We start from the raw sequence: 21,861 nt of genomic DNA on the forward strand, positions 1-21,861 counted from the left end.
GAGCTACAGCGCCTTCAGCACGTCGAGGTCGACGCCGACGAGCGAGTCGCGGAAGATCCGCCGCTCCCCCGGCGGCACCTCGACGTCGCAGGGCACGACCAGCACGGTGCACCCGGCCGCCACCGCCGCCGTCACCCCGGTCGGCGAGTCCTCGATCGCCACGCACCGGGCCGCGTCCACGCCCAGCAGCCGCGCCGCCTTCAGGTACGGCTCCGGCAGCGGCTTGTTCAGGCCGTCCACCTCGTCGCCGCACACGGTCACGTCGAACAGGTCCCGCCCGATGGTGTCCAGCGCGACCTCGGTCAGGCCGCGCTCGGTGGACGTCACCAACGCCATCGGCACGCCCGACGCACGGACCGCCTTCAACGCCTCCTGAGCGCCGGGGCGCCACGGCAGTCCGGCGCGGAAGACCTCCTCGGTGCGGCGCAGGATCCACGCGGCACCGTCGGCCATGTCGGCCTCGGTGGGCTCGATGCCGACGTCGCCGAACAACAGGCGCATCGTCGTGGGCACGTTGCTGCCGACCATGCGTTCGCGGGTCTCCTGCGACAGCACGCCGCCGAGCTTCTCGGCGTACTCGAAGAGCGGGATGTCCCACAGCTTCTCGGAGTCGAGCAGTGTGCCGTCCATGTCCCACAGCACGGCCTGCAAGTCAGACATTGAAGTACTTCGCCTCCGGGTGGTGCGCCACGAAGGCGTCGGTGGACTGTTCGGGGTGCAGCTGAAGCTCCTCGGACAGGGAGACCCCGATGCGTGCCGGATCGAGCAGGTCGACGACGCGCTCGCGGTCTTCCATCTCGGGGCAGGCGCCGTAGCCGAACGAGTACCGCGCGCCGCGGTAGCCGAGCTTGAAGTACTCCTCGACGTCCGCGGGGTCCTCCTGAGCCACTGAGCCGCCCGAAGGCCACACGAGCTCCTCGCGGACCCGCTTGTGCCAGTACTCGGCCAGCGCTTCGGTGAGCTGGACCCCCAGTCCGTGGACTTCCAGGTACTCACGATACGCGTTCTTGCCGAACAGCTCGTTCGCGTAGTCGGCGATCGGCTGGCCCATCGTCACGAGGTGGAACGCGATCACGTCGACCTCACCGGACTCCCGCGGACGCCAGAAGTCGGCCAGGCACAGCCGCCGATCCCTTTTCTGGCGCGGAAAGCGGAACCGGAAGCGCTCGGGCGAGTCCGCGGCGGGCTCGGTCAGGACCACCAGGTCGTTGCCCTCGGACACGCACGGGAAGTAGCCGTAGACGACGGCGGCGTGGGCAAGAACACCTTCCGTGGCAAGCCGTTCCATCCAGTACCGCAGGCGAGGACGGCCCTCGGTCTCGACCAGCTCCTCATAGGTAGGGCCACTGCCGCGCGAGCCCTTGAGCCCCCACTGGCCCATGAACGTCGCGCGCTCGTCCAGCAGGGCCGAGTAGTCCGCGACCGGGATGCCCTTCACCACCCGGCTGCCCCAGAACGGCGGCACCGGGATCGGGTTGTCCGCGGCCACGTCCGACCGGCCGGACACGACTTCCTCTTCTCCGGCAACGGCTTTGCGAGCCGCGGCGATGCGCAGCGAACGCTCGCGGCGGGCCTTGCGCTCCGCGGCCTTGGCCTGGGCCTCCGGGTCCACCAGCGGAGCCTCGCCGCGCTTGGCGGCCATGATCGCGTCCATCAGGCGCAGGCCCTCGAAGGCGTCCCGCGCGTAGCGGACATCGCCGAAGTACATCTCGGTCAGGTCGTTCTCGACGTACGCCCGCGTCAACGCCGCACCGCCCAGCAGCACGGGCCACCGCGCCGCCACGCCCCTGGAGTTCATCTCCTCCAGGTTCTCCTTCATGATCACGGTCGACTTCACCAGCAGGCCGGACATGCCGATGGCGTCCGCGCGGTGCTCCTCCGCGGCCTCCAGGATCGTGTTGATCGGCTGCTTGATGCCGATGTTCACGACCTCGTAGCCGTTGTTGGACAGGATGATGTCGACGAGGTTCTTGCCGATGTCGTGCACGTCGCCCTTGACGGTCGCGAGCACGATGCGGCCCTTGCCACCGGCAGCGTCGTCCTCGGACCGTTCCATGTGCGGTTCGAGGTGGGCGACGGCCGTCTTCATCACCTCGGCGGACTGCAGCACGAACGGCAGCTGCATCTGGCCTGAGCCGAAGAGCTCGCCGACGGTCTTCATGCCCGCGAGCAATGTGTCGTTGATGATCTGCAACGCCGGCCGCTGCTCCAGCGCGGCGTCGAGGTCGGCCTCGAGCCCGTTGCGCTCACCGTCGACGATCCGGCGCTCCAGCCGTTCGAACAACGGCAGCGCCGCCAGCTCCTCGGCGCGCGAGGCCGAGTTGGACTTCGTGGTGACGCCCTCGAAGAGCTCCATCAGCTTCTGCAGCGGGTCGTAGCCCTCGCGGCGGCGGTCGTAGACGAGGTCCAGCGCGACCGCGCGCTGCTCGTCGGGGATCCGCGCCATCGGCACGATCTTCGAGGCGTGCACGATCGCGGTGTCGAGGCCCGCCTGCACGCACTCGTGCAGGAACACCGAGTTCAGCACCTGGCGCGCGGCCGGGTTCAGTCCGAAGGAGACGTTCGACAGGCCCAGGGTCGTCTGCACGTCCGGGTAACGCCGCTTGAGCTCGCGGATCGCCTCGATCGTCTCGACGGCGTCGCGGCGGACCTCCTCCTGGCCGGTGGAGATCGGGAACGTCAGGCAGTCGACGATGATGTCGTTGACCCGCATGCCCCAGTTGGTGGTCAGGTCCTCGATCAACCGGACGGCGACGCGGACCTTCCACTCGGCCGTGCGGGCCTGCCCCTCCTCGTCGATGCACAGCGCCACCACAGCCGACCCGTGCTCCGACGCCAGCCGCATGATCTTCTGGAACCGCGAGTCCGGGCCGTCGCCGTCCTCGTAGTTGACCGAGTTGACGGCGCTGCGGCCACCGAGGCACTCCAGCCCCGCCTGCAGCACCGCGGGTTCGGTGGAGTCGAGCATGATCGGCAACGTCGACGCGGTGGCCAGCCGGGACGCCAGCGCGCGCATGTCCGCCTCGCCGTCACGGCCCACGTAGTCGATGCACAGGTCGATCAGGTGCGCGCCCTCGCGGGTCTGGTCGCGCGCGATCTCGATGCAGTCGTCCCACTTCCCGGCCAGCATCGCCTCGCGGAACGCCTTGGAGCCGTTGGCGTTCGTGCGCTCGCCGATCATCAGCACCGACGCGTCCTGCTTGAACGGGACGGCCTGGTACAAAGAGGACACACCGGGCTCCGGGCGCGACCGTCGCCGGGTGGGACCGAGATCTTTCACCGCCTCCGTGACCTGACGGAGGTGTTCCGCGGTCGTGCCGCAGCAGCCGCCGACGAGCCTCGTGCCGAACTCGGTGACGAACCCGGCGAGCGCCTGGGCCAGCTCCTCCGGCGAGAGCGGGTAGACGGCGCCGTCCGGGCCGAGCTCGGGCAGACCGGCGTTGGGCATCACCGACAGCGGGATGCGGGCGTGCTTGGACAACGTGCGCAGGTGCTCGCTCATCTCGGCGGGACCGGTGGCGCAGTTGAGGCCGATGAGGTCGATGCCGAGAGGTTCCAGGGCGGTCAGCGCGGCGCCGATCTCCGAGCCCAGCAGCATCGTGCCGGTGGTCTCGACGGTGACCTGGGCGATGATCGGCACGACCCGGCCCTCCGCGGTCATCGCGCGCTTGGCGCCGATGACCGAGGCCTTGGTCTGCAGCAGGTCCTGCGAGGTCTCCACGATGATCGCGTCCACCCCGCCGGCCAGCAGGCCCCTGCACTGCTCCTGGTAGGCGTCGCGCAGGGTGGCGAACGGCGCGTGGCCCAAGGTCGGCAGCTTGGTGCCGGGACCGACCGAGCCGAGCACGAACCGCGGCTGCTCAGGCGTGCTGTACTCGTCGGCGACCTCGCGGGCGAGCGCGGCACCGCGTTCGGACAGCCGGAAGATCTCGTCCGGGATGTCGTACTCGGCCAGGTTCGCGAGGTTCGCCCCGAAGGTGTTGGTCTCCACCGCGTCCACGCCGACGTCGAGATAACCGCGGTGGACGCTCTTCACGACGTCCGGCCGGGTGACGTTGAGGATCTCGTTGCACCCCTCCAGACCGGAGAAGTCGTCGAGGGAGAGGTCAGCCGCCTGGAGCATCGTGCCCATGGCGCCGTCGGCGACCACAACCCGGTTCACCAGCGCTTCCAGGAACGGCGAGGATCCGCGATCAGGCATGGGCCAAGCCTACGGTGAGAAGGATGGGGAAGGCCGTAGTCTGGCGCCGTGAACGATCCGTCCCAGGAATCCCCGACCCCGTCGAACACGCGCAAACCGCTCACGAGCCCGATCATGGTCTGCGCCTTCGAAGGCTGGAACGACGCGGGCGATGCCGCGAGCACCGCCGTCGAGCACCTGCAACTCACCTGGGACGCCACCCCGCTCGCCGAGATCGACCCCGACGACTACTACGACTTCCAGGTGACCCGGCCCACGGTCCGGATGGTGGACGGTGTCACCCGGAGGGTCGACTGGCCGACGACTCGGCTCTCGGTGTGCCGGCCTCCCGGCTCCCCCGTCGACGTGATCCTCGTGCACGGCATCGAGCCGAACATGAGGTGGCGCAAGTTCGCGGGCGAGCTGCTCGGCCACATCGAGGCTCTCGGGGTGACGACCGTGGTGACCCTCGGCGCGTTGCTCATGGACACGCCGCACACCCGCCCGGTGCCCGTCACCGGCACGGCCTACGACGCGGACGCCGCCGAGAAGTTCGGCCTGGAGCACTCGAAGTACGAGGGCCCGACCGGCATCGTCGGCGTGTTCCAGGACGCGTGCGTGCAGGCGGGCATCCCGGCGATCTCCTTCTGGGCCGCCGTCCCGCACTACGTCTCGCAGCCGCCCTCCCCGAAGGCCACGCTCGCGCTGCTGCACCGGGTGGAGGAGGTCCTCGACATCGAGGTCCCGCTCGGCGCGCTGCCCGAGCAGGCCGAGGAGTGGGAGCGCACGGTCACCGAGATGGCCGACGAGGACGAGGACGTGCGCAACTACGTGCGCGCGCTGGAGGAACGCGGTGACGCGGCCATCCAGATCACCGAGGCCTCCGGCGACGACATCGCGGCGGAGTTCGAGCGGTACCTGCGACGGCGCGGGCGCGGGCCCGGCTGGCCGTCGACCGGTCCTCGCCAGAGCTGAGGGCGTCAGGACGAATCCCCGTGGGCACCTGCCCGCGGGGATTTTTCGACCCGGTGATCTCCGCTGAAAATCACTTAGCTCCAGCAACCATCGCCGCCACTCCCCCACTAGGGTGAGCGGTGGAGGTGTCCGTGGGACGGTTGGCACGCGCCGGGTTGTACGCGGGCGCGGTGATCGGGCCGTTCGGCGGCGCCGTCACCACGTCGATCCTGCCGGAGATCGGGGACGGCTTCGGCCGGTCACCCGGTGCGGCGGCCTCGACGCTGACCTACTACCTCGTGCCGTTCGCGGTGCTGATGCTCGTCTCCGGCACGCTCGCGCAGCGCTGGGGTCCACAACGGACGGTCCGGGTCGCCTACGTGGCCTACGCGGTCACGTCGCTGCTGGCCGCGTCCGCGTGGACGTTCGAGGTGCTGCTGGCCTCGCGGGTGTTGCAGGGCGCGGCGAACTCGTTCACCACGCCGGTGCTGCTGGCCGTGATCGCCGCCTCGACCCCGAAGGAGAAGCTCGGGCGCGCGCTGGGGCTCTTCGGGTCGATGCAGGCGGCCGGGCAGACCTCGGCGCCGCTCGTGGGCGGGCTCACCGCGGAGATCGACTGGCGGCTGGCGTTCGTGGTGATCGCGGTGGTGGCGGCCGGGCTCGCGGTGCTGGGCGTGCCGCAGACCGACGCCGAGCCGGAGCGCGACGCGAGCCTGCGCAGCGCGTTCGTGCCGAGCACGCTGCGGCCGGCGCTCATCGCGTTCGTCGGCTGGGGCTGTCTGGGCGGGCTGTCGTTCCTGGTGGCGTTCCGGCTGGACGACGTGTTCGGCCTGAGTGCCGGTGAACGCGGGCTGCTGCTCACCGGCTTCGGCATCGTCGGGTTCCTGACCGCCCGGCACATCGGCAAGGCCATCGACCGGTTCGGCGCCACGACCACCGTCGTCATCGGCGCGACGCTCGGGGGCGGCCTGATCGCGGCGGCGGGCACGACGCCGTTCGCGGCGGTGGTGGTCATCGCGTGGGCGCTGACCGGTGCGGCGGCGCAGGGTGTGCTGGTGAGCATCAACGCGTTGGTGCTGCGGAGCGACAACGCCAACAGGGGCGGCAGCGTCAGTGTCGTGCAGTCACTGCGCTTCATGGGCGCCGCCGCGGCCCCGTTGGCGTTCGTCCCGCTCTACCAGGCGCATCCGCTCGCGGGCTTCCTCGTGCCCGCCGGGCTGCTGGTCGTCGTGCCCGCGGTCGTCACGTGGTCAGGTCGCGGCGCCGGAAGCCGGCGAACCCCGCAGCCAGGAGCACCACCGCCACCCCGGTGAGCCACGCCAGCGGCCCGAAGGTGATGTCCGGGTACTTCGGGACGTGCGTGAACGGCGCCAGGTCGATCACCCACTGGTCGAGCTGCAGCGCCGGGCCGAGCAGCGTGACCACCAGCGACACCGACACCACCGCCCAGCTCACGCCCGTGAGCTGCGGGAACAGCCCGAACAACGCCAGCGCCACCCCCGCGACCACCCAGGCAGCCGGGAGCTGGACCAGCGCGGTGCCGACCATGCGCGGCAGCACGCCGCCGAGGTCGTCGGTCTGCACCCCGTAGACCAGCCCGAGCCCGAGTCCGGCCGCGGCCAGCACGACCGCGCCGCCGGCCAGGGCGAACACCGCGTGCGAGGCGACCCAGCCCCAGCGCGACACCGGGGTCGCGAGCAGCGGTTCCGCCCGGAAGGAGGTCTCCTCCGAGCGCAGCCGCAGCACCGCCTGGACCAGGTAGATCGACGTGATCAGGCCGAGCAGCTGGGTGACGGTCGCGAAGAACGCGTCCACCATCGCGTCGGCGCCACCGATCGTCTGCACGATCTGCCCGAGCGCCGGGTTGTCCTGCACCATCTGCCCGACCGCCTGCGCGACGCTGCCGTAGATCACGCCCACGCCGAACAACGCGATCGACCAGCCGATCAGCGAGCCCTTCTGCAGCCGCCAGGCCAGGCCGAACGGGGTGCCGATCGTGCCGTGCGCCGGGCCGAGCCGGGCGGGCAGCAGGCCGAGACCGACGTCGCGACGCGTCACGATGTAGCTCGACAGGCCGATGAGCAGGGCGAACGCCGTCAACGGCAGCAGCAGCACCCAGAACCGGTCGTCGCCGAACGACCGGACGTGCTCGGTCCAGCCGATCGGCGAGAGCCAGGTCAACCACTGCGGGCCCGACTCCCCCGCCGCGTCGCCCGCCGCGCGAAACAGGTAGGTCACACCGAGGAAGCCGCCCGCGACCGCGTTCGACACGCGCGAGTTCTCCGACAGCTGCGCGGTCAGCGCGCTGACACCGGTGAACACCAGGCCCACCGAAGCCGTGGACAGGCCGAACGCGAACGCGCCCGCCGCGTCGAGGTCCTTGCCGATCAACGCCAGCGCCTGCAGGAGCCCGATCAGCAGGCTCGTGCCGCCCGCGACGAGTACCGCGGCGGCCAGCGGCGCGTGCCGTCCGACGACCGTGGCGGCGATCAGCTCCGTACGGCCCGCTTCTTCTTCTGCGCGCGTGTGGCGGGTGACGACCAGCATGGCCATGATCGCGATGAACAGGCCGGAGAAGACGCCCCAGCGCCACACGACCAGGCCGCCGAGCGACGACCAGTCGTGCAGCGGGCCGAGCATGGCGAGGAACGCGGAGTTGGCGTTCGCGGTGACGCCGAGCAGCGCCCGCGACTCCGGCGAGGAGTACAGCTCCTCCAGCGCGGTCGTCGTGGAGTAGGTGACGCCGACCAGGAACAACACCCAGATCGGGAGCAGGATCCGGTCGCGGCGCAGCGCCAGCCGGACGAGGTGCCGGGTACCGATCATTTCGCGTCCTCGTAGTGGCGCAGGAACAGCTCCTCCAGCGTCGGCGGTTGCGAGGTGAGCGTCCGCACGCCGGTGGACACGAGCTGCTTGAGGACGAGGTCGAGCTTGTCCGAGTCGACCTCGAAGCGGACCCGGTTGCCCTCGGCGACCAGGTCGTGGACGCCGTCGAGGTTCGCGAGCCCGTTGGGCGGGGCGGCGAGCTCGGCGGAGATCGAGGTGCGGGTCAGGTGCCGCAGGTCGGCGAGCGTGCCGGTCTCGACGATGTGCCCGTTGCGGATGATGCTGACCCGGTCGCACAGCGCCTCGACCTCGGCGAGGATGTGGCTGGACAGCAGCACGGTGCGGCCGCGCGCGCGTTCGTCGTTGATGCAGTCCTGGAAGACGGCCTCCATCAACGGGTCGAGGCCCGAGGTCGGCTCGTCGAGGATCAGCAGCTCGACGTCGCTCGACAGGGCGGCGACCAGTGCGACCTTCTGCCGGTTGCCCTTGGAGTAGGTGCGGCCCTTCTTGCGCGGGTCCAGTTCGAAGCGCTCCAGGAGCTCGGCGCGGCGGGCCTTGTCCAGGCCTCCGCGCAGGCGTCCGAGCAGGTCGATGACCTCGCCACCGGTCAGGTTGGGCCAGAGGTTCACGTCGCCGGGGACGTAGGCGAGGCGGCGGTGCAGGGACGCGGTGTCCTTCCACGGGTCGCCGCCGAGCAGCCGTGCGGTGCCGGAGTCGGCGCGCAGCAGGCCGAGCAGGATCCGGATCGTCGTCGACTTGCCCGCGCCGTTGGGCCCGAGGAAGCCGTGCACCTCACCGGTCTGGACGTCCAGGTTCAGGTCGTCCAGTGCACGCGTCGGGCCGAAGGTCTTCACCAGGCCCGACACGGATATCGCAGATGTCATGGCCGGTAAGCTACGCTTGTTTCACAACTTCGTGAAGTCCGTAAATTTTGCCCGATCGGCTGACGGAAGGGGATGATGCCGCAGTGACCAGGGTGACCCAGCGTGACCAGCAGGCGGTGAGCCAGTTCGTCGAACGGTTCGGCGCGATCCTGTCGGACACGGGCATGGCCCGCATGCCGGCGCGCATACTCGCGGCGTTGCTCACGACGGACTCCGGCAAGCTCACCTCGGCCGAGATCGCCGACCTGCTGCAGATCAGCCCGGCGGCGGTGTCGGGCGCGGTGCGCTACCTGACCCAGGTCCGGATCGTGAGCCGCGAACGGGAACCCGGCTCGCGCCGCGACGTGTACCGGATGCGCGACGACGTCTGGTACGAGGCGACGTTCCGCAAGGACCAGATGCTCGGGATGATCGACGAGGTGCTGAGCGAGGGCGTCGCGGCGCTCGGGCCGGACACCGACGCCGGGTCCCGGCTGGACGAGACGCGCGAGTTCTTCCGGTTCTGCCACAGCGAGCTCGGGTCGATGCTGGAGCGGTGGAAGGTGCACCGGGAGAAGTGGATCGCCGGGCGCGAGTCCTGACGCATATGGTTGTCGGGTGCCGTTCGTGAGCATTCCGCACTTCCACATCTGAGTGGAGGACACCGAGGGCGAGGCCGGTTGACGGCTTCGTCCTCCTCGTCGTCCCGTCCCTCAGTCGTGCGAGGAGCTGCTCGCGTTGTTGTCCCCTGCTCTGGAAATGTCGGTCGACCTGCTGCGCTGCCCCGTGTGCGCGCATCGGCTCCACCCCGCCGGCGGCGCACTCCGGTGCCCCGCGGGCCATGCGTTCGACATCGGCCGCCACGGCTACGTCAGCCTGCTCTCCGGCACCCGTCCCACCAGCGGTGACGATCCCGCGATGGTCGCGGCGCGGCACCGGTTCCTCGCGACCGGCGGCTACGCGCCCATCCGCGATGCCGTGGCCGCGCTCGCCGGGACCGGCGAGACGGTCGTGGACGTCGGCTGCGGCACCGGCTACCACCTGGCCGGGTGCTCGACCACCTGCCCGGCGCCCGGGCTGGCCTGGACACGTCGGTGCGCGCGGCGCGGTCCGCAGCCAGGGTGCACCCGCGGGCGGCCGCGGCGACGTGGGACGTGTTCCGGCCGTTCCCATTGGCCGACGGGGTGGCCGACGTCGTGCTGGACGTGTTCGCGCCGCGCAACCCGGCCGAGTTCCACCGGGTGCTGCGCCGCGGGGGCAGGTTGGTGGTCGCGCGCCCGACCGCACGGCACCTGGCCCAACTGCCCGGTGTGGTCGGGGTCGACCCGGCCAAGGAGAACCGGCTGAGCCGGGTGCTGGCCGGGCGGTTCACGCCCGTGACCACCGAGGACGTCACCTACTCGCTCTCGCTCAGCCGGGAGGACGCCTCGAACCTGGCCAGTATGACGCCGAACGCGCGGCACGGCGTTCCACCCGGCGTGACCGCCTGTGAAGTGACGGTCTCCGTGCTGGTCACCGCCTACCAGGCCCGCTAGAACGCGCGGAGCGCCCGCGGGTCGGGACCCGCGGGCGCTCACCGTCGTTGCGGGCGTCAGCTCGTGACGAGCGTCAGGTTGTACGCCGAGAGGATCTCGTTGACCGGCTGGAAGTAGGTCGTGCCGCCGCTCGTGCAGTTGCCGGAGCCACCCGAGGTGACGCCCTGCGCCTGCGTGCCGCTGACCCATGAGCCACCCGAGTCACCGGGCTCCGCGCACACGTCGGTGCGCGTGAGGCCGCTGACCGAGCCCTCCTGGTAGTTCACCGTCTGGTTCTTGGCCGAGACGGTGCCGCAGTGCCAGCCCGTGGTCGAGCCGGAACGGCAGATCGACGCGCCGACCGCGGCCTCGGTGTTGCCGGAGACGATGACGTCCGCGCCGCCGTAGTGGTTCACCTTGGCCGTGGGCGTCCACGACGAGTTGGCCTTGACCCACCCGTAGTCGTTGCCGGGGAAGGACGAGCCCTCGAACGCGCCGAGTGCGGTGCGGTCGGCACCGGCCACGGAGTCACCGGGCGAGCCGCAGTGACCGGCGGTGACGAACCCGCCCTGCACCGCGAAGCCCACCGAGCAGCGGCCGGCGTTGTTGATGTAGTAGGCGTCACCACCGCGGATGTCCTTGAACAACCGCGGCGCCTCATCGGTCTCGACGACCTGGGCGAGCGTGCCCGCCTTGGCCGCGAACGACTCGGCCGCCTGCACCTGGCCGCGCTTCACCGTGACGGTGACGGCGTTGGACCTGGTGTCGACGAACCAGCCGGTGACCGCTGCCGGGGCCTTCTCCGCGTCCAGCCTGGCCTTGGCCGCGTCCAGGTCGCCGGCCTTGTTGGCCACCGTCCTCGGCTCGGCGCCGAGCCGGCGCAGCCCGTCGGACTTGGCCTCGTCGGTCACGCCCACGACGAGCTTGCCGGTGGACGCGTCGAACCACGCGCCACCGAAGTCGTCACCGGCGAAACCCTTCGCGACGTGCTGCAGGACCGCGGCCGCGCTCTCCTGGCGCAGCCTCTCCGCCGCCTGCCGGGCGTCCAGGCCGAGGTCGCGCTGCATCGCGGTCAGCAGTTCCGCCGACGGTTCCGGCGCGGCGACAGCGGCAGGGGTGGCTGTCGTCGCGAACGCACCCGCCAGGACGGCGACCGCCGCGAAAGCAATGCGCTTCATAGGCGCTTCTCCTCATCTTCGATCCGTGCAGGGCCGGAGTAACACCGGACCGGGCAGTGGCGATGAGGGGGATGGCTGTGCTGCAACACAGCCCGCACGACACCGGATGCACGGCGTCCCCAGGCGGCTGAACTGCCCGATCAGTTCGTTGCTCCGTCCGGGCGACGCTATGTCGCGCTGCCTACCGGCCGGTAGGGTCGATCGGCGGGTTGGACTTCGGCGTTCGGGTTGGTATAGCGAATTCAAATGCGCTCTCTCAGCCTATTTCCGTGACTGCGGGTGAGCGATTCCTGTTGACATGCACTGCAAAATGTGTCAACAGTTGCGTCGTCCCGGCCTATCCCTCTGACCTGCGGGTTTGGTCTAGCGTGCAGGACACCCTGTTCCCTGCTAGAGGGAGAACCCTGCAATGCGAAGAGTCTTGGGTACGGGACTCACCGCCGCCGCTGCCATCTGTCTGGCCGTCGCCGTGGTGCCCGCAGCCTCCGCTCAGGAAAATGTCGGAACGATTCTCGGCGTCGACCGCGCCGAGGTCGTGAAGGACAGCTACATCGTCTCGCTCAAGTCCGGCACGGCGTCGAGGGCCGCCGCTCCGGACCTGGCCGGACGCTACGGCGGCAAGGTGCGCGACGTCTGGGAGCACGCGCTCAACGGCTTCTCGGTGACCATGACCGAGAAGCAGGCCGCGCGCCTGGCCGCCGACCCGCGTGTCGCGTTCGTCCAGCAGGACGCCGTGGTGCACGCGCTCGACGTGCAGCAGAACCCGCCGTCGTGGGGCATCGACCGCGTCGACCAGCGTGATCTGCCGCTGAGCAACAGCTACCAGTACGACACCACCGCGTCCAACGTGACGGCGTACATCATCGACACCGGTGTCCGCACCACGCACCAGACGTTCGGCGGCCGTGCCACGTGGGGCACCAACACCGTCGACTCCAACAACACCGACTGCAACGGCCACGGCACGCACGTCGCCGGCACCGTCGCGGGCTCGCAGTACGGCGTCGCGAAGGCCGCCAAGGTCGTCGCCGTCAAGGTGCTGAACTGCGCCGGTTCCGGCACCACCGCCGGCGTCGTCAACGGCGTCAACTGGGTCACCCAGAACGCCGTGAAGCCCGCCGTCGCGAACATGTCGCTCGGTGGCGGCGCGGACTCCGCGCTCGACACGGCCGTGCGCAACTCCATCGCGTCCGGCGTCACCTACGCGATCGCGTCGGGCAACTCGAACACCGACGCGTGCTCGACCTCCCCGGCCCGCGTCGCCGAGGCGATCACCGTCAACTCCTCGACGAACACCGACGCGCGCTCGTCGTTCTCGAACTACGGCTCCTGCACGGACATCTACGCGCCGGGCTCGAACATCGTGTCGGCGTGGATGACCAACGACACCTCCACGAACAACATCTCCGGCACGTCGATGGCGACCCCGCACGTCGCGGGCGCCGCGGCCCTGTGGCTCGCCACGCACCCGACCGACTCCCCCGCCGCGGTGTGGGCCGGCCTGAACGCGGCCTCCACCCCCAACAAGATCACCAACGTCGGCGCCAACACGCCGAACAAGCTGCTCTACACGCTGTGGGGCGGCGGCCAGCCCGGCAACCCGTCGGTGACCAACCCCGGTAACCAGACCTCCACGGTCGGCACCCCGGTGTCGCTGCAGCTCTCGGCCTCCGGCGGCACCGCGCCGTACACCTGGTCCGTGACCGGTCTCCCGGCCGGCCTGACGGCGTCGTCCTCCGGCGCCATCTCCGGCACGCCGACCACCGCCGGCACCTATTCGGTCACCGCCACTGTGACCGACGCGGCCGGCAAGACCGGCACGGCGACCTTCTCGTGGGTCGTCAACGCGGTCGGCGGCAGCTGTGACGCCCGCACCAACTCCACCCCGGTCGCGATCCCGGACCAGCAGACCGTGACCAGCACCATCGTGGTCTCCGGCTGCTCGGGCAACGCGTCGGCCACCGCCTCCGTCAAGGTGGCCATCACCCACACCTACAAGGGCGACCTGGTGGTCGACCTGGTCGCGCCGGACGGCACCGTCGTCAACCTGCACAACCGCAGCGGCGGCTCGGCCGACAACATCAACGAGACCTACACCAAGAACCTCTCCGGTGAGGCCGCCAACGGCACCTGGACGCTGCGCGTGCGCGACGCGGCGTTCCTGGACACGGGCACGTTGAACAGCTGGACGCTCGACGTCTGAGCTCCCGCGGTGAAGTGACGACCGCCCCCGGCATTCGTGCCGGGGGCGGTTTCTTCTACCCAAGACCGCCGGGGTGGTGCCGCCGTTCGAGGCGTCCCCGGCCGGCGACGGCGTGCTGGCGTTGGAGCCGTCGGGCGAGCACGGGTGGCCGGAGGTCTGAAAACTTCTAATTCCCGCGCGGACGGAATTCGTGGCCCAACGGGAAACAATGAGGGGTGCCCGGTATTGTCCGGACACCCCCTCTTGCGCATTGGCAGCTCCCACAAGCGGCAGCAAGGGGGCTGCTCACCGAACTCGTCTGGACCGCAGAGAGACTCGGCACCTTCCCCACAGAAGGCGGATCCATCTTGACACCGCATGTGGGGCGAGGGCAGGTCAATTGTGCGCCAGATCAAGGTCAGTGCATCCCCAGCCGGTCCCCGCGCTGATCAGCGCTCATGATACCGCCGCGAGCGGAATCGAGCGCTCACGGGCTCCACGCTGAAGATTCCTCTCCCACCACGGGACCCACGCCGAAGATCGCGGTACGTCTTCGGCGTGGATCCCGAATGCCTTGCCCCGTCCTCTCCGGGCGCTGTATCAAACCGCACAGCACTCGGGACTCGGCAGCTCCCGAATGTCAGTTCGGCCAATTCATCTGGACCGCGACCCGAGAGAGTTGAAACGGTGAGTCCCATCATCTGTGCGGTGCCCGCTCCACTGCAATCCGCGCTGTCCCGCATCGGGCCGGTGGAAGTGCGGAGCGGCGAGGCGGAGCTGCGCCTCCTGCTGGCCTTCGTCCTGCTGGGGGCCGTCACGGCCGCGGCGACGGTGCTCGTCACCCGGTCTTCGAAGGGCCGGGTGGGATGAGTGGGCCAGAAGAGGCTGAAGCCGATCCGCGACGCGAGCAGTCCGGCCGGGGTCGTCGCGTCCTTTCTGCGCGGCATCTACACCGGAAACACCGACCTGACGCTCGCGCGACTGTCCTCGGGGACCGGCTACTCGCAGGCGTCGTTGTCCGAGGCGCTCAGCGGCAAGACCATGCCGTCGCTGGAGCTGGTCAACGCTTTCGTGGAAGGGTGCGGCCGGGACGACGTGACGGTCGAGGCCGGACACGTGTGGCGCCGGGAGAAGGCCCGCAGCCAGGGGTCCACCCGGCCACCACGGCCCGACCACGCGGACACGTGGGAGAGCCTGCACCACGAGCTGGTGCTGCTGGCTCACGAGTCCGGCGTCTTCTCCCCGAAGGCTCTGTGCGACGCAGCGGCGGCAGCAGGTGACTCGATCACGCACACGTCCGCCCACCGCTGGCTCACCACGTCGCAGCCACTTCGGCTGGAGAGCCTGCACACGATCCTCACCGCGTGCAGGGTGCCCATGCGGCACCGCGAACCGTGGGTGCGAGCGCACGACCGCGCCGCGAACGCCGGCGGCTCGGCACGGGCGTCGACCCACAAGGCCACCGGTCCCCCGCTGACCACGCTCAGCCCCGAGGCACTGACCGAGGAGCTCCGGCGGCTGCGCCGTGGCCCCGGCGTGCACGCGCCGGACCTGAAGGACGCACTCGGCCCCGTGTTGCGCCAGCTCTGCGATCTCACGGAGTTCGACGGCTCGGAAACGGTGCGCCGCAAGGTCGGTGAGTGGGTCCGGGACGTCACCGAGGACCTCCCGCCGGACGTGCGCGTCGCCGTCGTCACCACGCTCGGGCTCAACCCGGACGCTCCGCACCGCGTGTTCCGGGAACGGGTCGAGTGGCTCGCCGCTCATCAGGACCGCAGCCCCGGAACCTCCCGGCGCAGGATCGACGAGGCGTTGGCGCGCATGGCGGAAGCGGCGATCGCGGCACCTCGCCCGGTGTCCCAGGCCACCCGTGAGCACGCCTGGCACCTGCGGGAGTTCGAGGCGGTGCTCAGTCTGGACGGTGCCACACCGCGGTGCACCGAAAGCAGGACGATCGTGGCCGACCGCGACGGACTCGACCGGGTCACCTGGTCCTTCACCCTGCCGCGCAACGGCGACGCCACACCCGCCGAGCTGGACGTGATCGTGTTGCACGGGGCGCAGCTGCTGTCGACGGAACGGCCGTCGCCGCGGCGGTTCGTGCTGGGCCTCGGCCTGCCCAGGCGACTGCGGCTGGGAGAGGTGCACGACTTCGCGCTCCAGGTGAGCGTGCCCGACGGCCGGTGGAACCCGCGGTACGTGTTCTGGCCGGAGCGGCGGTGCGAACGCTTCCGGCTCGTGTCCAGGTTCGGTGCACGGACACCCACGGCGGTGTGGCGGATCGACCACGTGTTCCACCGCAACGCCGACGAGATCGACTCCGGGCGCGACTACATGGCGGTGGACGACTGCGGCGAGGTCCACGCCGCGTTCGCCGAACTGCAGGCGGGCCACGGGTACGGCCTGAGCTGGACGTGGTGAGGCCGGGGCGGGCACCGGACGGTGCCCGCCCCGGCGACTGTCAGAGCTCCACGCCCAGCAGCGCATCCACCGCCGTACGCACCTGCGACGGCCCGTGCGTGTCCGACCCGCGCACCGACAGCGCCTCATCCGCCCACGCGTCGATAGCGGCCAACGCGCGCGGCGTGTCGAGGTCGTTGCCCAGGTGGTCGCGCAACCGCGTCACGGTGTCCACAGCGGACGGTCCCGAGGGGAGTGACACCGCGCGGCGCCACTTGTCCACCCGCACCAGTGCCTCGTCGAGCAGCGCCTGGGTCCACGGGCGGTCTTCGCGGTAGTGGCCGGCCAGCAGGGCGAGCCTGATCGCGTTCGGGTCCACCTTCGAGGCGCGCAGCTTCGAGACGAAGACCAGGTTGCCGCGCGACTTCGACATCTTCTCGCCGTCGAGGCCGATCATGCCCGCGTGCACGTAGTGGCGGGCGAACGGGTGTTCGCCGGTCTGGGCCTCGGCGTGGGCCGCGGAGTACTCGTGGTGCGGGTAGATCAGGTCGGAGCCGCCGCCCTGGACGTCGAAGCCCATGCCGAGGCGGTTGTGGGCGATGGCGCTGCACTCGATGTGCCAGCCGGGACGGCCTTCGCCGAGCTCCGACGGCCACGACGGCTCGCCGGGGCGGGCGACGCGCCACAGCAGGGCGTCGAGCGGGTGCTTCTTGCCGGGACGGTCGGGGTCGCCGCCGCGTTCGGCGAAGAGCGCCCTCATCGTCTCCTCCGAGTAGTTCGACTCGTAGCCGAACCGGCCGGTGGTGTTGTGCTCGAAGTAGACGTCCGGGTACTCGTCGTCGTCCACGCGGTAGGCGTGGCCGTCGGCCACCAGCTTCGCGACCACCTCGACGATCTCCGGGATCGCCTCGACGATCCCGACGAAGTCCTGCGGCGGCAGGACGCGCAGGGCCGCCATGTCCTCGCGGAACAGGGCCGTCTCACGCATGGCGAGGACGACCCAGTCGTCCTTGTCGCGGATCGCGCGCTCGAGCAGGGGGTCGTCGACGTCGGTGACGTTCTGGACGTAGTGCACGTTGTGGCCGTTGTCGAGCCAGATGCGGTGCACGAGGTCGAAGGCCAGGTAGGTGGCGGCGTGGCCGAGGTGCGTCGCGTCGTACGGCGTGATGCCGCACACGTACAACCTGGCGGTGTCTCCTGGCGCCGTCGGACGCACTTCGCCCGTAGCCGTGTCGTACAGCCGCAGCGGGCGGGGGTCCCCCGGAACCCGCGGCACAGGAATGGATGACCAGGTCTGCATGCGTCCGACACTAACGCGTGCCGCCGGGTGGAGCGCACTTTCCGGCTGTTGGGACCAGCACCCCGAACGGACCAGGACAGAAAGATCGGACATTCGTTGACGACGTTGTCAGCGCGTCCCTAGCGTCAGGGGGCATGCTTCGTGTCGTCGTAGCCACGTTGATAGCGCTCTCACTGTCCCCTGCCACCGCTTCGGCGCAGGAACTGGACGCCCTGGCCTACCTGGAGAACCCCCGGATGACCGGGGAGGGCCAGGAGCCGCCGCACCCCGACCTCAAGCCCGAGCGCCGCCTGAGCCTGAACGGCGAGTGGCGCATCCGGATGTTCGACAAGCCGCAGGACGTCACGCCCGAGATCACCGGCTGGCGCACGGTCCAGGTGCCGCACACCTGGCAGACGGACTTCCTCGACCACCCGATGTTCCGCAACATCCCGACCGAGATGTACCCGGACGACCCGCCGCGGGTCCCGCACGACGTGAACCCCACCGGCGTCTACGAGAAGACGTTCGACCTGCCGCGCGACTTCGACCGCACCCTGCTCAGGTTCGAGGGCGTGACCAGCGGTTACTTCGTCTGGGTCAACGGCGTGTACGCCGGCTACGACCAAGGCGGCTACACCCCGGCCGAGTTCGACGTCACCGCCGAGCTCACGCCCGGCCGCAACACGGTGAGGGTCCAGGTCCACCGCTGGGGCTCCGGCTCCCACCTCGAGGACTTCGACCAGTGGCGGTTCTCCGGCATCTTCCGCGAGGTCTGGCTCTACTCGACTCCGAAGACGTACCTGCAGGACGTCACGGTCAAGACCGACCTCGACGCCCAGTACCGCGACGCCACGATCAGCGCGGACGTCAAGATCGGCGGGCCGAGCGCGGGGCACACCGTCCGGACCAGGCTCTTCGACCCGAGCGGCCGTGAGGTCCCGATCACCGACGGCAGGGTCGCCAACCCGCTGAAGTGGACCGACGAGACCCCGAACGTCTACGAGCTGCGCGTCGAGCTGCTGCGTGACAACCGTGTCATCCAGACCGGCAAGCAGCCCGTCGGGTTCCGCGAGATCGAGATCATCGACAGGCAGCTCAAGATCAACGGCAAGCGCGTGCTGTTCCGCGGCACCAACCGCGCCGAGACGAGCGTCAACGGCAGCCGCCACGTCACCCGCGCCGAGCAGGAGGCAGATGTCGAGCTGATGAAGCGGTTCAACATCAACGCCGTCCGCACCTCGCACTACCCCAGCGACCCGTACTTCTACGAGCTCGCCGACCGCAACGGCCTGATGATCGCCGACGAGGTCGACATCGAGACCCACCACCACGACGGCTGCCCCGACAACTGCCTCGCCGAACGCCCTGAGTGGCAGGACGCGTTCCAGGAGCGGTTCGTCGCGATGATGCAACGCGACAAGAACCACCCCAGCGTGGTCATGTGGGACACCGGCAACGAGGCAGGGCTGGGCAAGGCGCACTACACGATGGCCGAGTACGCGCGGAAGAACGACGCCCGCCCGCTCTACCACCAGCCCAACGTGCCCGACGGCGACGCGCCGTTCGCCGACGTCGCCGGGCCGCGTTATCCATCGCCGGCGAGCTTGGAAGCCAAGGCGAAGACGACGACCAAGCCGATCATCATGGGCGAGTACGCGCACGCGATGGGCAACAGCCTCGGCAACTTCCAGGAGTTCTGGGACGTCGTGCGCGCCTACCCGCAGGTGCAGGGCGGCTTCATCTGGGACTGGGCCGAGCAGAACATCGCACTCCCCCTGTTCACCACGCCCGACGACGCGAACGACATCCTCAGCTGGCTGTCCGGCAAGCCGTCGCATGTGGACGGACCGCACGGGAAGGCGTTGGAGCTCAGCGGTCTCGACGACTTCGTGGAGGTCTACCGCGACCGCAAGCTCGACGAGGTCACCACCGGGCTCACCCTCGACGCGTGGGTCAAGCCCGCCGAGTGGACCGGCGACTTCACCGTCATCTCCAAGGGCGACCACCAGTACGCGCTGAAGATGGCCAACCGCACCACGCTGCAGTTCTTCATCCACAACGGCACCTGGCGCACGGTCGAAGCGCAGGTTCCGGCCGACTTCTACGGCAACTGGCACCGCGTCACCGGCACGTTCGACGGCACGAGGCTCCGCTTGCTGATCGACGGCCGCGAGGTCGCCACCACCGACTTCACCGGCACGGTCGACTGGTCGCACTGGCCGGTCACCATCGGCCGCAACGCCGAGACCATGCAGGAGAACGTCGGCACCCGCATGGCCCACGGCAGCGTCGACCAGGTCCGGATCTACCACCGGGCGCTGACCGACGCCGAGCTGGCGCGGGACCCGAAGTCCACCGCCGTGCTGGCGCTCGACTTCGAACGCCTGGAGGACAAGGGCCGTAAGGAGTCCTACGGCGCGGGCACCGGCGGTGTCGACGGCGTGGTGTGGGCGGACCGCAGGCCGCAGCCCGAGACCACCGAGCTGATGGCCGTCCACTCCCCCATCCGGTTCTCCTACAACGACAACAAGCTCACGATCGTGAGCGAACGCCAGTTCACCGGCACCGACGACCTCGAACTGCGCTGGCAGGTCCAGGACAACGGCCGCACGGTCGTCCAGCACCGCGGCAAGCTGCAGCCCGGCACGGTGACGTTGCCGGACTTCAAAGCCGACACCGAACGCTGGCTGACCGTCCGCGCCACCGACCGGCGCGGCAACGACGTGGGCATCGCCCAGTTCCCGGTGGGCGGCACGCAGGTCGCCGGTCTGCACACCAGCGCACCCGCGGGCGAGCTGCGGACCACCCAGTCCGACACCGAGGTCGTGGTCTCGGGCACCGGCTTTCGTTACGTGGTCAGCAAGTCCACCGGCACGCTCACGTCGATGCGGGTGCGCGGCACCGAACTGCTGAAGAACGGCCCGGAGCTGGACGCGTGGCGGGCGCCGCTGTCCAACGAGTTCATGAGCGAGGACGGTTCCTGGTACCGCAACGGTCTCGACCGCCTGAAGACCACGCCGTCGAGCGTGACCGTCACCGAGTCGAACGGCGACACGGTCGTCACGGCGAAGTCGACGGCGCAGGCGGTCGCGACCGCGTCGTTCGGGCAGACGTTCACCTACCGCATCACCGGTGCCGGGGAGATCCACGTCGGGCACCGGGTGGCGGCGCGCGACCGGATGCGCGACCTGTCCTACCTGCCCGGCATCGGGTTCACGCTCAAGGTGCCGGAGAAGTACCAGAAGTTCACCTGGTACGGCCGTGGCCCCGGCGAGAACTACGACGACCGCAAGGCGGGCAACCCGGTCGGCGTCTACCAGTCCACTGTGGACAACGAGTTCAACGACTACTACAAGCCGCAGGACTTCGGCAACCACGCCGACACCCGCTGGGCCACGCTGTCCGACGGCCGCGCCGGCCTGCTCGTCGCGGGTGACCTGGACGTGCGCGTCTCGCGGTACGACGACCTCGACCGCGCGGCGTACCCGTTCGCGCTCAGGAAGAACGACGGCTGGACCACCCTGCACGCGGCTCATCGCGTGACGGGCGTCAGCGAGACGTTCCACGAGCCGTTGCCGCAGTACCAGGTCGAGGCGGGCAACGAGTACGCGTACTCCGTGCTGCTGCGCCCGCTCACGCCCGCGGAGGCCGCCACGGGCAAGCTCGGCAACCGGGTCGACTGCGCGCCCACGGCCGAACTGCGGGCCACGGACACCGCACTCGAACCGGGTGAGCAGGTGGAGGCCGAACTCGTCGTGACGCGGCCCTGCCCCGGCACCACGACGGCCCGGCTGACCGCACCGGACGGTTGGTCGGTCACGCCGGACACCGTCGACCTCACCAGCGGCTCCGCGAAGGTGACCATCAAGCGCGACGGCGGCGACGTCGGCACCCGGCCGGTGTTCGCCCAGGTGCAGACCGGCAAGGCGACCACCTCGCTGACCAGGGACTTCACCGCCACGCCTCCCGCACCGACCGGGGACGCGGAGGTGTCCGCGCTGCCGTTCCTGAACGAGCGCAACGGCTGGGGCCCGGTCGAACGCGACCGCAGCAACGGCGAGAACGCGGGCGGTGACGGCAGTCCGATGAGCATCCGGGGCGCGAAGTTCGACAAGGGCGTCGGTGTGCACGCCGACTCGGAGTTCCAGGTCTACACCGGCGGCAGGTGCACCCGGCTCACCGCCACCGTCGGCATCGACGACGAGACGAACGGCGGTGGCAGCGTCCGCTTCGAGCTGCTCGAGGACGGCCGGCAGATCTACCGAAGCCCTGTGCTCACAGGCCAAAGCGCCGCCGTCCCGGTCACCGTGGACACGTCCGGAGCAACGGTGCTCACGTTCCGTGTCACGGACGGAGGTGACGGCAACGCCCACGACCACGCCGACTGGGCAACCCCGGTCCTGACCTGCCGATGAGGCGTACCGTTGAGGTCACGCGGGAGTCCCGCGTTCCCTTCAGGGACACGCGGAGCCCCCGCGTGCC

At 70.0% G+C, this 21,861-nt stretch carries 14 protein-coding genes and 1 pseudogene; 9 read left to right on the forward strand and 6 right to left on the reverse strand.

All coding sequences use genetic code 11. The annotated features are described in order from the left end of the window. Window positions 1-3: 3 nt before the first annotated feature. The gene (locus BBK82_RS45390) at window positions 4-660 is read right to left on the reverse strand and encodes an HAD family hydrolase (RefSeq protein WP_065920434.1); all 657 of its coding nucleotides are present in this window, start codon (window positions 658-660) and stop codon (window positions 4-6) included. After that, complete coding sequence (gene metH / locus BBK82_RS45395; RefSeq protein WP_065920435.1) at window positions 653-4,201, reverse strand: methionine synthase; 3,549 nt, start codon at window positions 4,199-4,201, stop codon at window positions 653-655. Before metH ends, BBK82_RS45390 begins: the two co-directional genes overlap by 8 nt. Window positions 4,202-4,249: 48 nt before the next feature. Here metH and BBK82_RS45400 point away from each other — a divergent pair, with 48 nt between their 5' ends. Both BBK82_RS45400 and BBK82_RS45405 read left to right on the forward strand, forming a co-directional pair. Further along, window positions 4,250-5,155 (forward strand): PAC2 family protein, encoded by a 906-nt coding sequence (locus tag BBK82_RS45400; protein WP_065920436.1) that lies wholly within the window; start codon window positions 4,250-4,252, stop codon window positions 5,153-5,155. Window positions 5,156-5,286: 131 nt separating this feature from the next. Beyond that, window positions 5,287-6,447, forward strand: a complete 1,161-nt coding sequence (locus BBK82_RS45405) for an MFS transporter (RefSeq protein WP_237047944.1) — start codon at window positions 5,287-5,289, stop codon at window positions 6,445-6,447. Here the strand turns inward: BBK82_RS45405 and BBK82_RS45410 are convergent. Both BBK82_RS45410 and BBK82_RS45415 read right to left on the reverse strand, forming a co-directional pair. Beyond that, on the reverse strand, window positions 6,377-7,960 hold the full coding sequence (locus BBK82_RS45410) for an ABC transporter permease (protein WP_065920438.1): 1,584 nt from the start codon (window positions 7,958-7,960) through the stop codon (window positions 6,377-6,379). The genes BBK82_RS45405 and BBK82_RS45410 overlap by 71 nt on opposite strands. Beyond that, window positions 7,957-8,844: an ABC transporter ATP-binding protein gene (locus BBK82_RS45415; RefSeq protein ID WP_065920439.1), complete on the reverse strand. Its 888-nt coding sequence runs from the start codon at window positions 8,842-8,844 to the stop codon at window positions 7,957-7,959. The genes BBK82_RS45410 and BBK82_RS45415 overlap by 4 nt, the downstream gene beginning before the upstream one ends. Before the next feature lie 83 nt (window positions 8,845-8,927). On the opposite strand from BBK82_RS45415, the gene BBK82_RS45420 reads away from it, so the two are divergent. The 3 genes and pseudogenes from BBK82_RS45420 (at window position 8,928) to BBK82_RS53510 (ending at window position 10,358) form a co-directional block, all read left to right on the forward strand. Next, window positions 8,928-9,425, forward strand: coding sequence for a GbsR/MarR family transcriptional regulator (locus tag BBK82_RS45420; RefSeq protein ID WP_065920440.1), 498 nt, complete (start codon window positions 8,928-8,930; stop codon window positions 9,423-9,425). A gap of 157 nt (window positions 9,426-9,582) precedes the next feature. Then, a pseudogene (locus BBK82_RS57140) lies at window positions 9,583-9,657 on the forward strand (hypothetical protein); the annotation flags it as partial. Between the two features lie 215 nt (window positions 9,658-9,872). Continuing rightward, window positions 9,873-10,358, forward strand: a complete 486-nt coding sequence (locus BBK82_RS53510; RefSeq protein ID WP_218920548.1) for a class I SAM-dependent methyltransferase — start codon at window positions 9,873-9,875, stop codon at window positions 10,356-10,358. Between the two features lie 56 nt (window positions 10,359-10,414). On the opposite strand, the gene BBK82_RS45430 is transcribed toward BBK82_RS53510, so the two are convergent. Further along, a complete protein-coding gene (locus BBK82_RS45430) occupies window positions 10,415-11,515 on the reverse strand; it encodes a S1 family peptidase (RefSeq protein ID WP_065920441.1) in 1,101 nt (366 codons plus the stop codon). A gap of 409 nt (window positions 11,516-11,924) precedes the next feature. Between BBK82_RS45430 and BBK82_RS45435 the strand changes: the two genes are divergently transcribed. The 3 genes from BBK82_RS45435 to BBK82_RS45440 all read left to right on the forward strand — a co-directional run bounded on the left by BBK82_RS45435 (window position 11,925) and on the right by BBK82_RS45440 (window position 16,118). After that, complete coding sequence (locus BBK82_RS45435) at window positions 11,925-13,718, forward strand: S8 family peptidase (RefSeq protein ID WP_065920442.1); 1,794 nt, start codon at window positions 11,925-11,927, stop codon at window positions 13,716-13,718. A gap of 687 nt (window positions 13,719-14,405) precedes the next feature. Next, window positions 14,406-14,567: a hypothetical protein gene (locus BBK82_RS51305; RefSeq protein ID WP_154697885.1), complete on the forward strand. Its 162-nt coding sequence runs from the start codon at window positions 14,406-14,408 to the stop codon at window positions 14,565-14,567. Then, entirely contained in the window at window positions 14,568-16,118 is a 1,551-nt protein-coding gene (locus tag BBK82_RS45440) for a helix-turn-helix domain-containing protein (RefSeq protein ID WP_065920443.1), read from the forward strand. Between the two features lie 40 nt (window positions 16,119-16,158). Here the strand turns inward: BBK82_RS45440 and mshC are convergent, their stop codons facing one another. After that, on the reverse strand, window positions 16,159-17,397 hold the full coding sequence (gene mshC, locus BBK82_RS45445) for a cysteine--1-D-myo-inosityl 2-amino-2-deoxy-alpha-D-glucopyranoside ligase (protein WP_071812816.1): 1,239 nt from the start codon (window positions 17,395-17,397) through the stop codon (window positions 16,159-16,161). A 134-nt stretch (window positions 17,398-17,531) separates the two neighbouring features. Here mshC and BBK82_RS45450 point away from each other — a divergent pair, with 134 nt between their 5' ends. Then, complete coding sequence (locus BBK82_RS45450; RefSeq protein WP_065920445.1) at window positions 17,532-21,794, forward strand: glycoside hydrolase family 2; 4,263 nt, start codon at window positions 17,532-17,534, stop codon at window positions 21,792-21,794. The last annotated feature ends 67 nt before the right edge of the window (window positions 21,795-21,861 follow it).

Source organism: Lentzea guizhouensis (assembly GCF_001701025.1).
Classification (GTDB): Bacteria; Actinomycetota; Actinomycetes; order Mycobacteriales; family Pseudonocardiaceae; genus Lentzea; species Lentzea guizhouensis.

Bases quoted from the DNA above. Each gene is read 5' to 3' on its own strand.
- BBK82_RS45390 (WP_065920434.1), bottom strand. From the start codon at position 660: ATGTCTGACTTGCAGGCCGTGCTGTGGGACATGGACGGCACACTGCTC.
- metH (WP_065920435.1), bottom strand. From the start codon at position 4,201: ATGCCTGATCGCGGATCCTCGCCGTTCCTGGAAGCGCTGGTGAACCGG.
- BBK82_RS45410 (WP_065920438.1), bottom strand. From the start codon at position 7,960: ATGATCGGTACCCGGCACCTCGTCCGGCTGGCGCTGCGCCGCGACCGG.
- BBK82_RS45415 (WP_065920439.1), bottom strand. From the start codon at position 8,844: ATGACATCTGCGATATCCGTGTCGGGCCTGGTGAAGACCTTCGGCCCG.
- BBK82_RS45430 (WP_065920441.1), bottom strand. From the start codon at position 11,515: ATGAAGCGCATTGCTTTCGCGGCGGTCGCCGTCCTGGCGGGTGCGTTC.
- BBK82_RS45435 (WP_065920442.1), top strand. From the start codon at position 11,925: ATGCGAAGAGTCTTGGGTACGGGACTCACCGCCGCCGCTGCCATCTGT.
- mshC (WP_071812816.1), bottom strand. From the start codon at position 17,397: ATGCAGACCTGGTCATCCATTCCTGTGCCGCGGGTTCCGGGGGACCCC.
- BBK82_RS45450 (WP_065920445.1), top strand. From the start codon at position 17,532: ATGCTTCGTGTCGTCGTAGCCACGTTGATAGCGCTCTCACTGTCCCCT.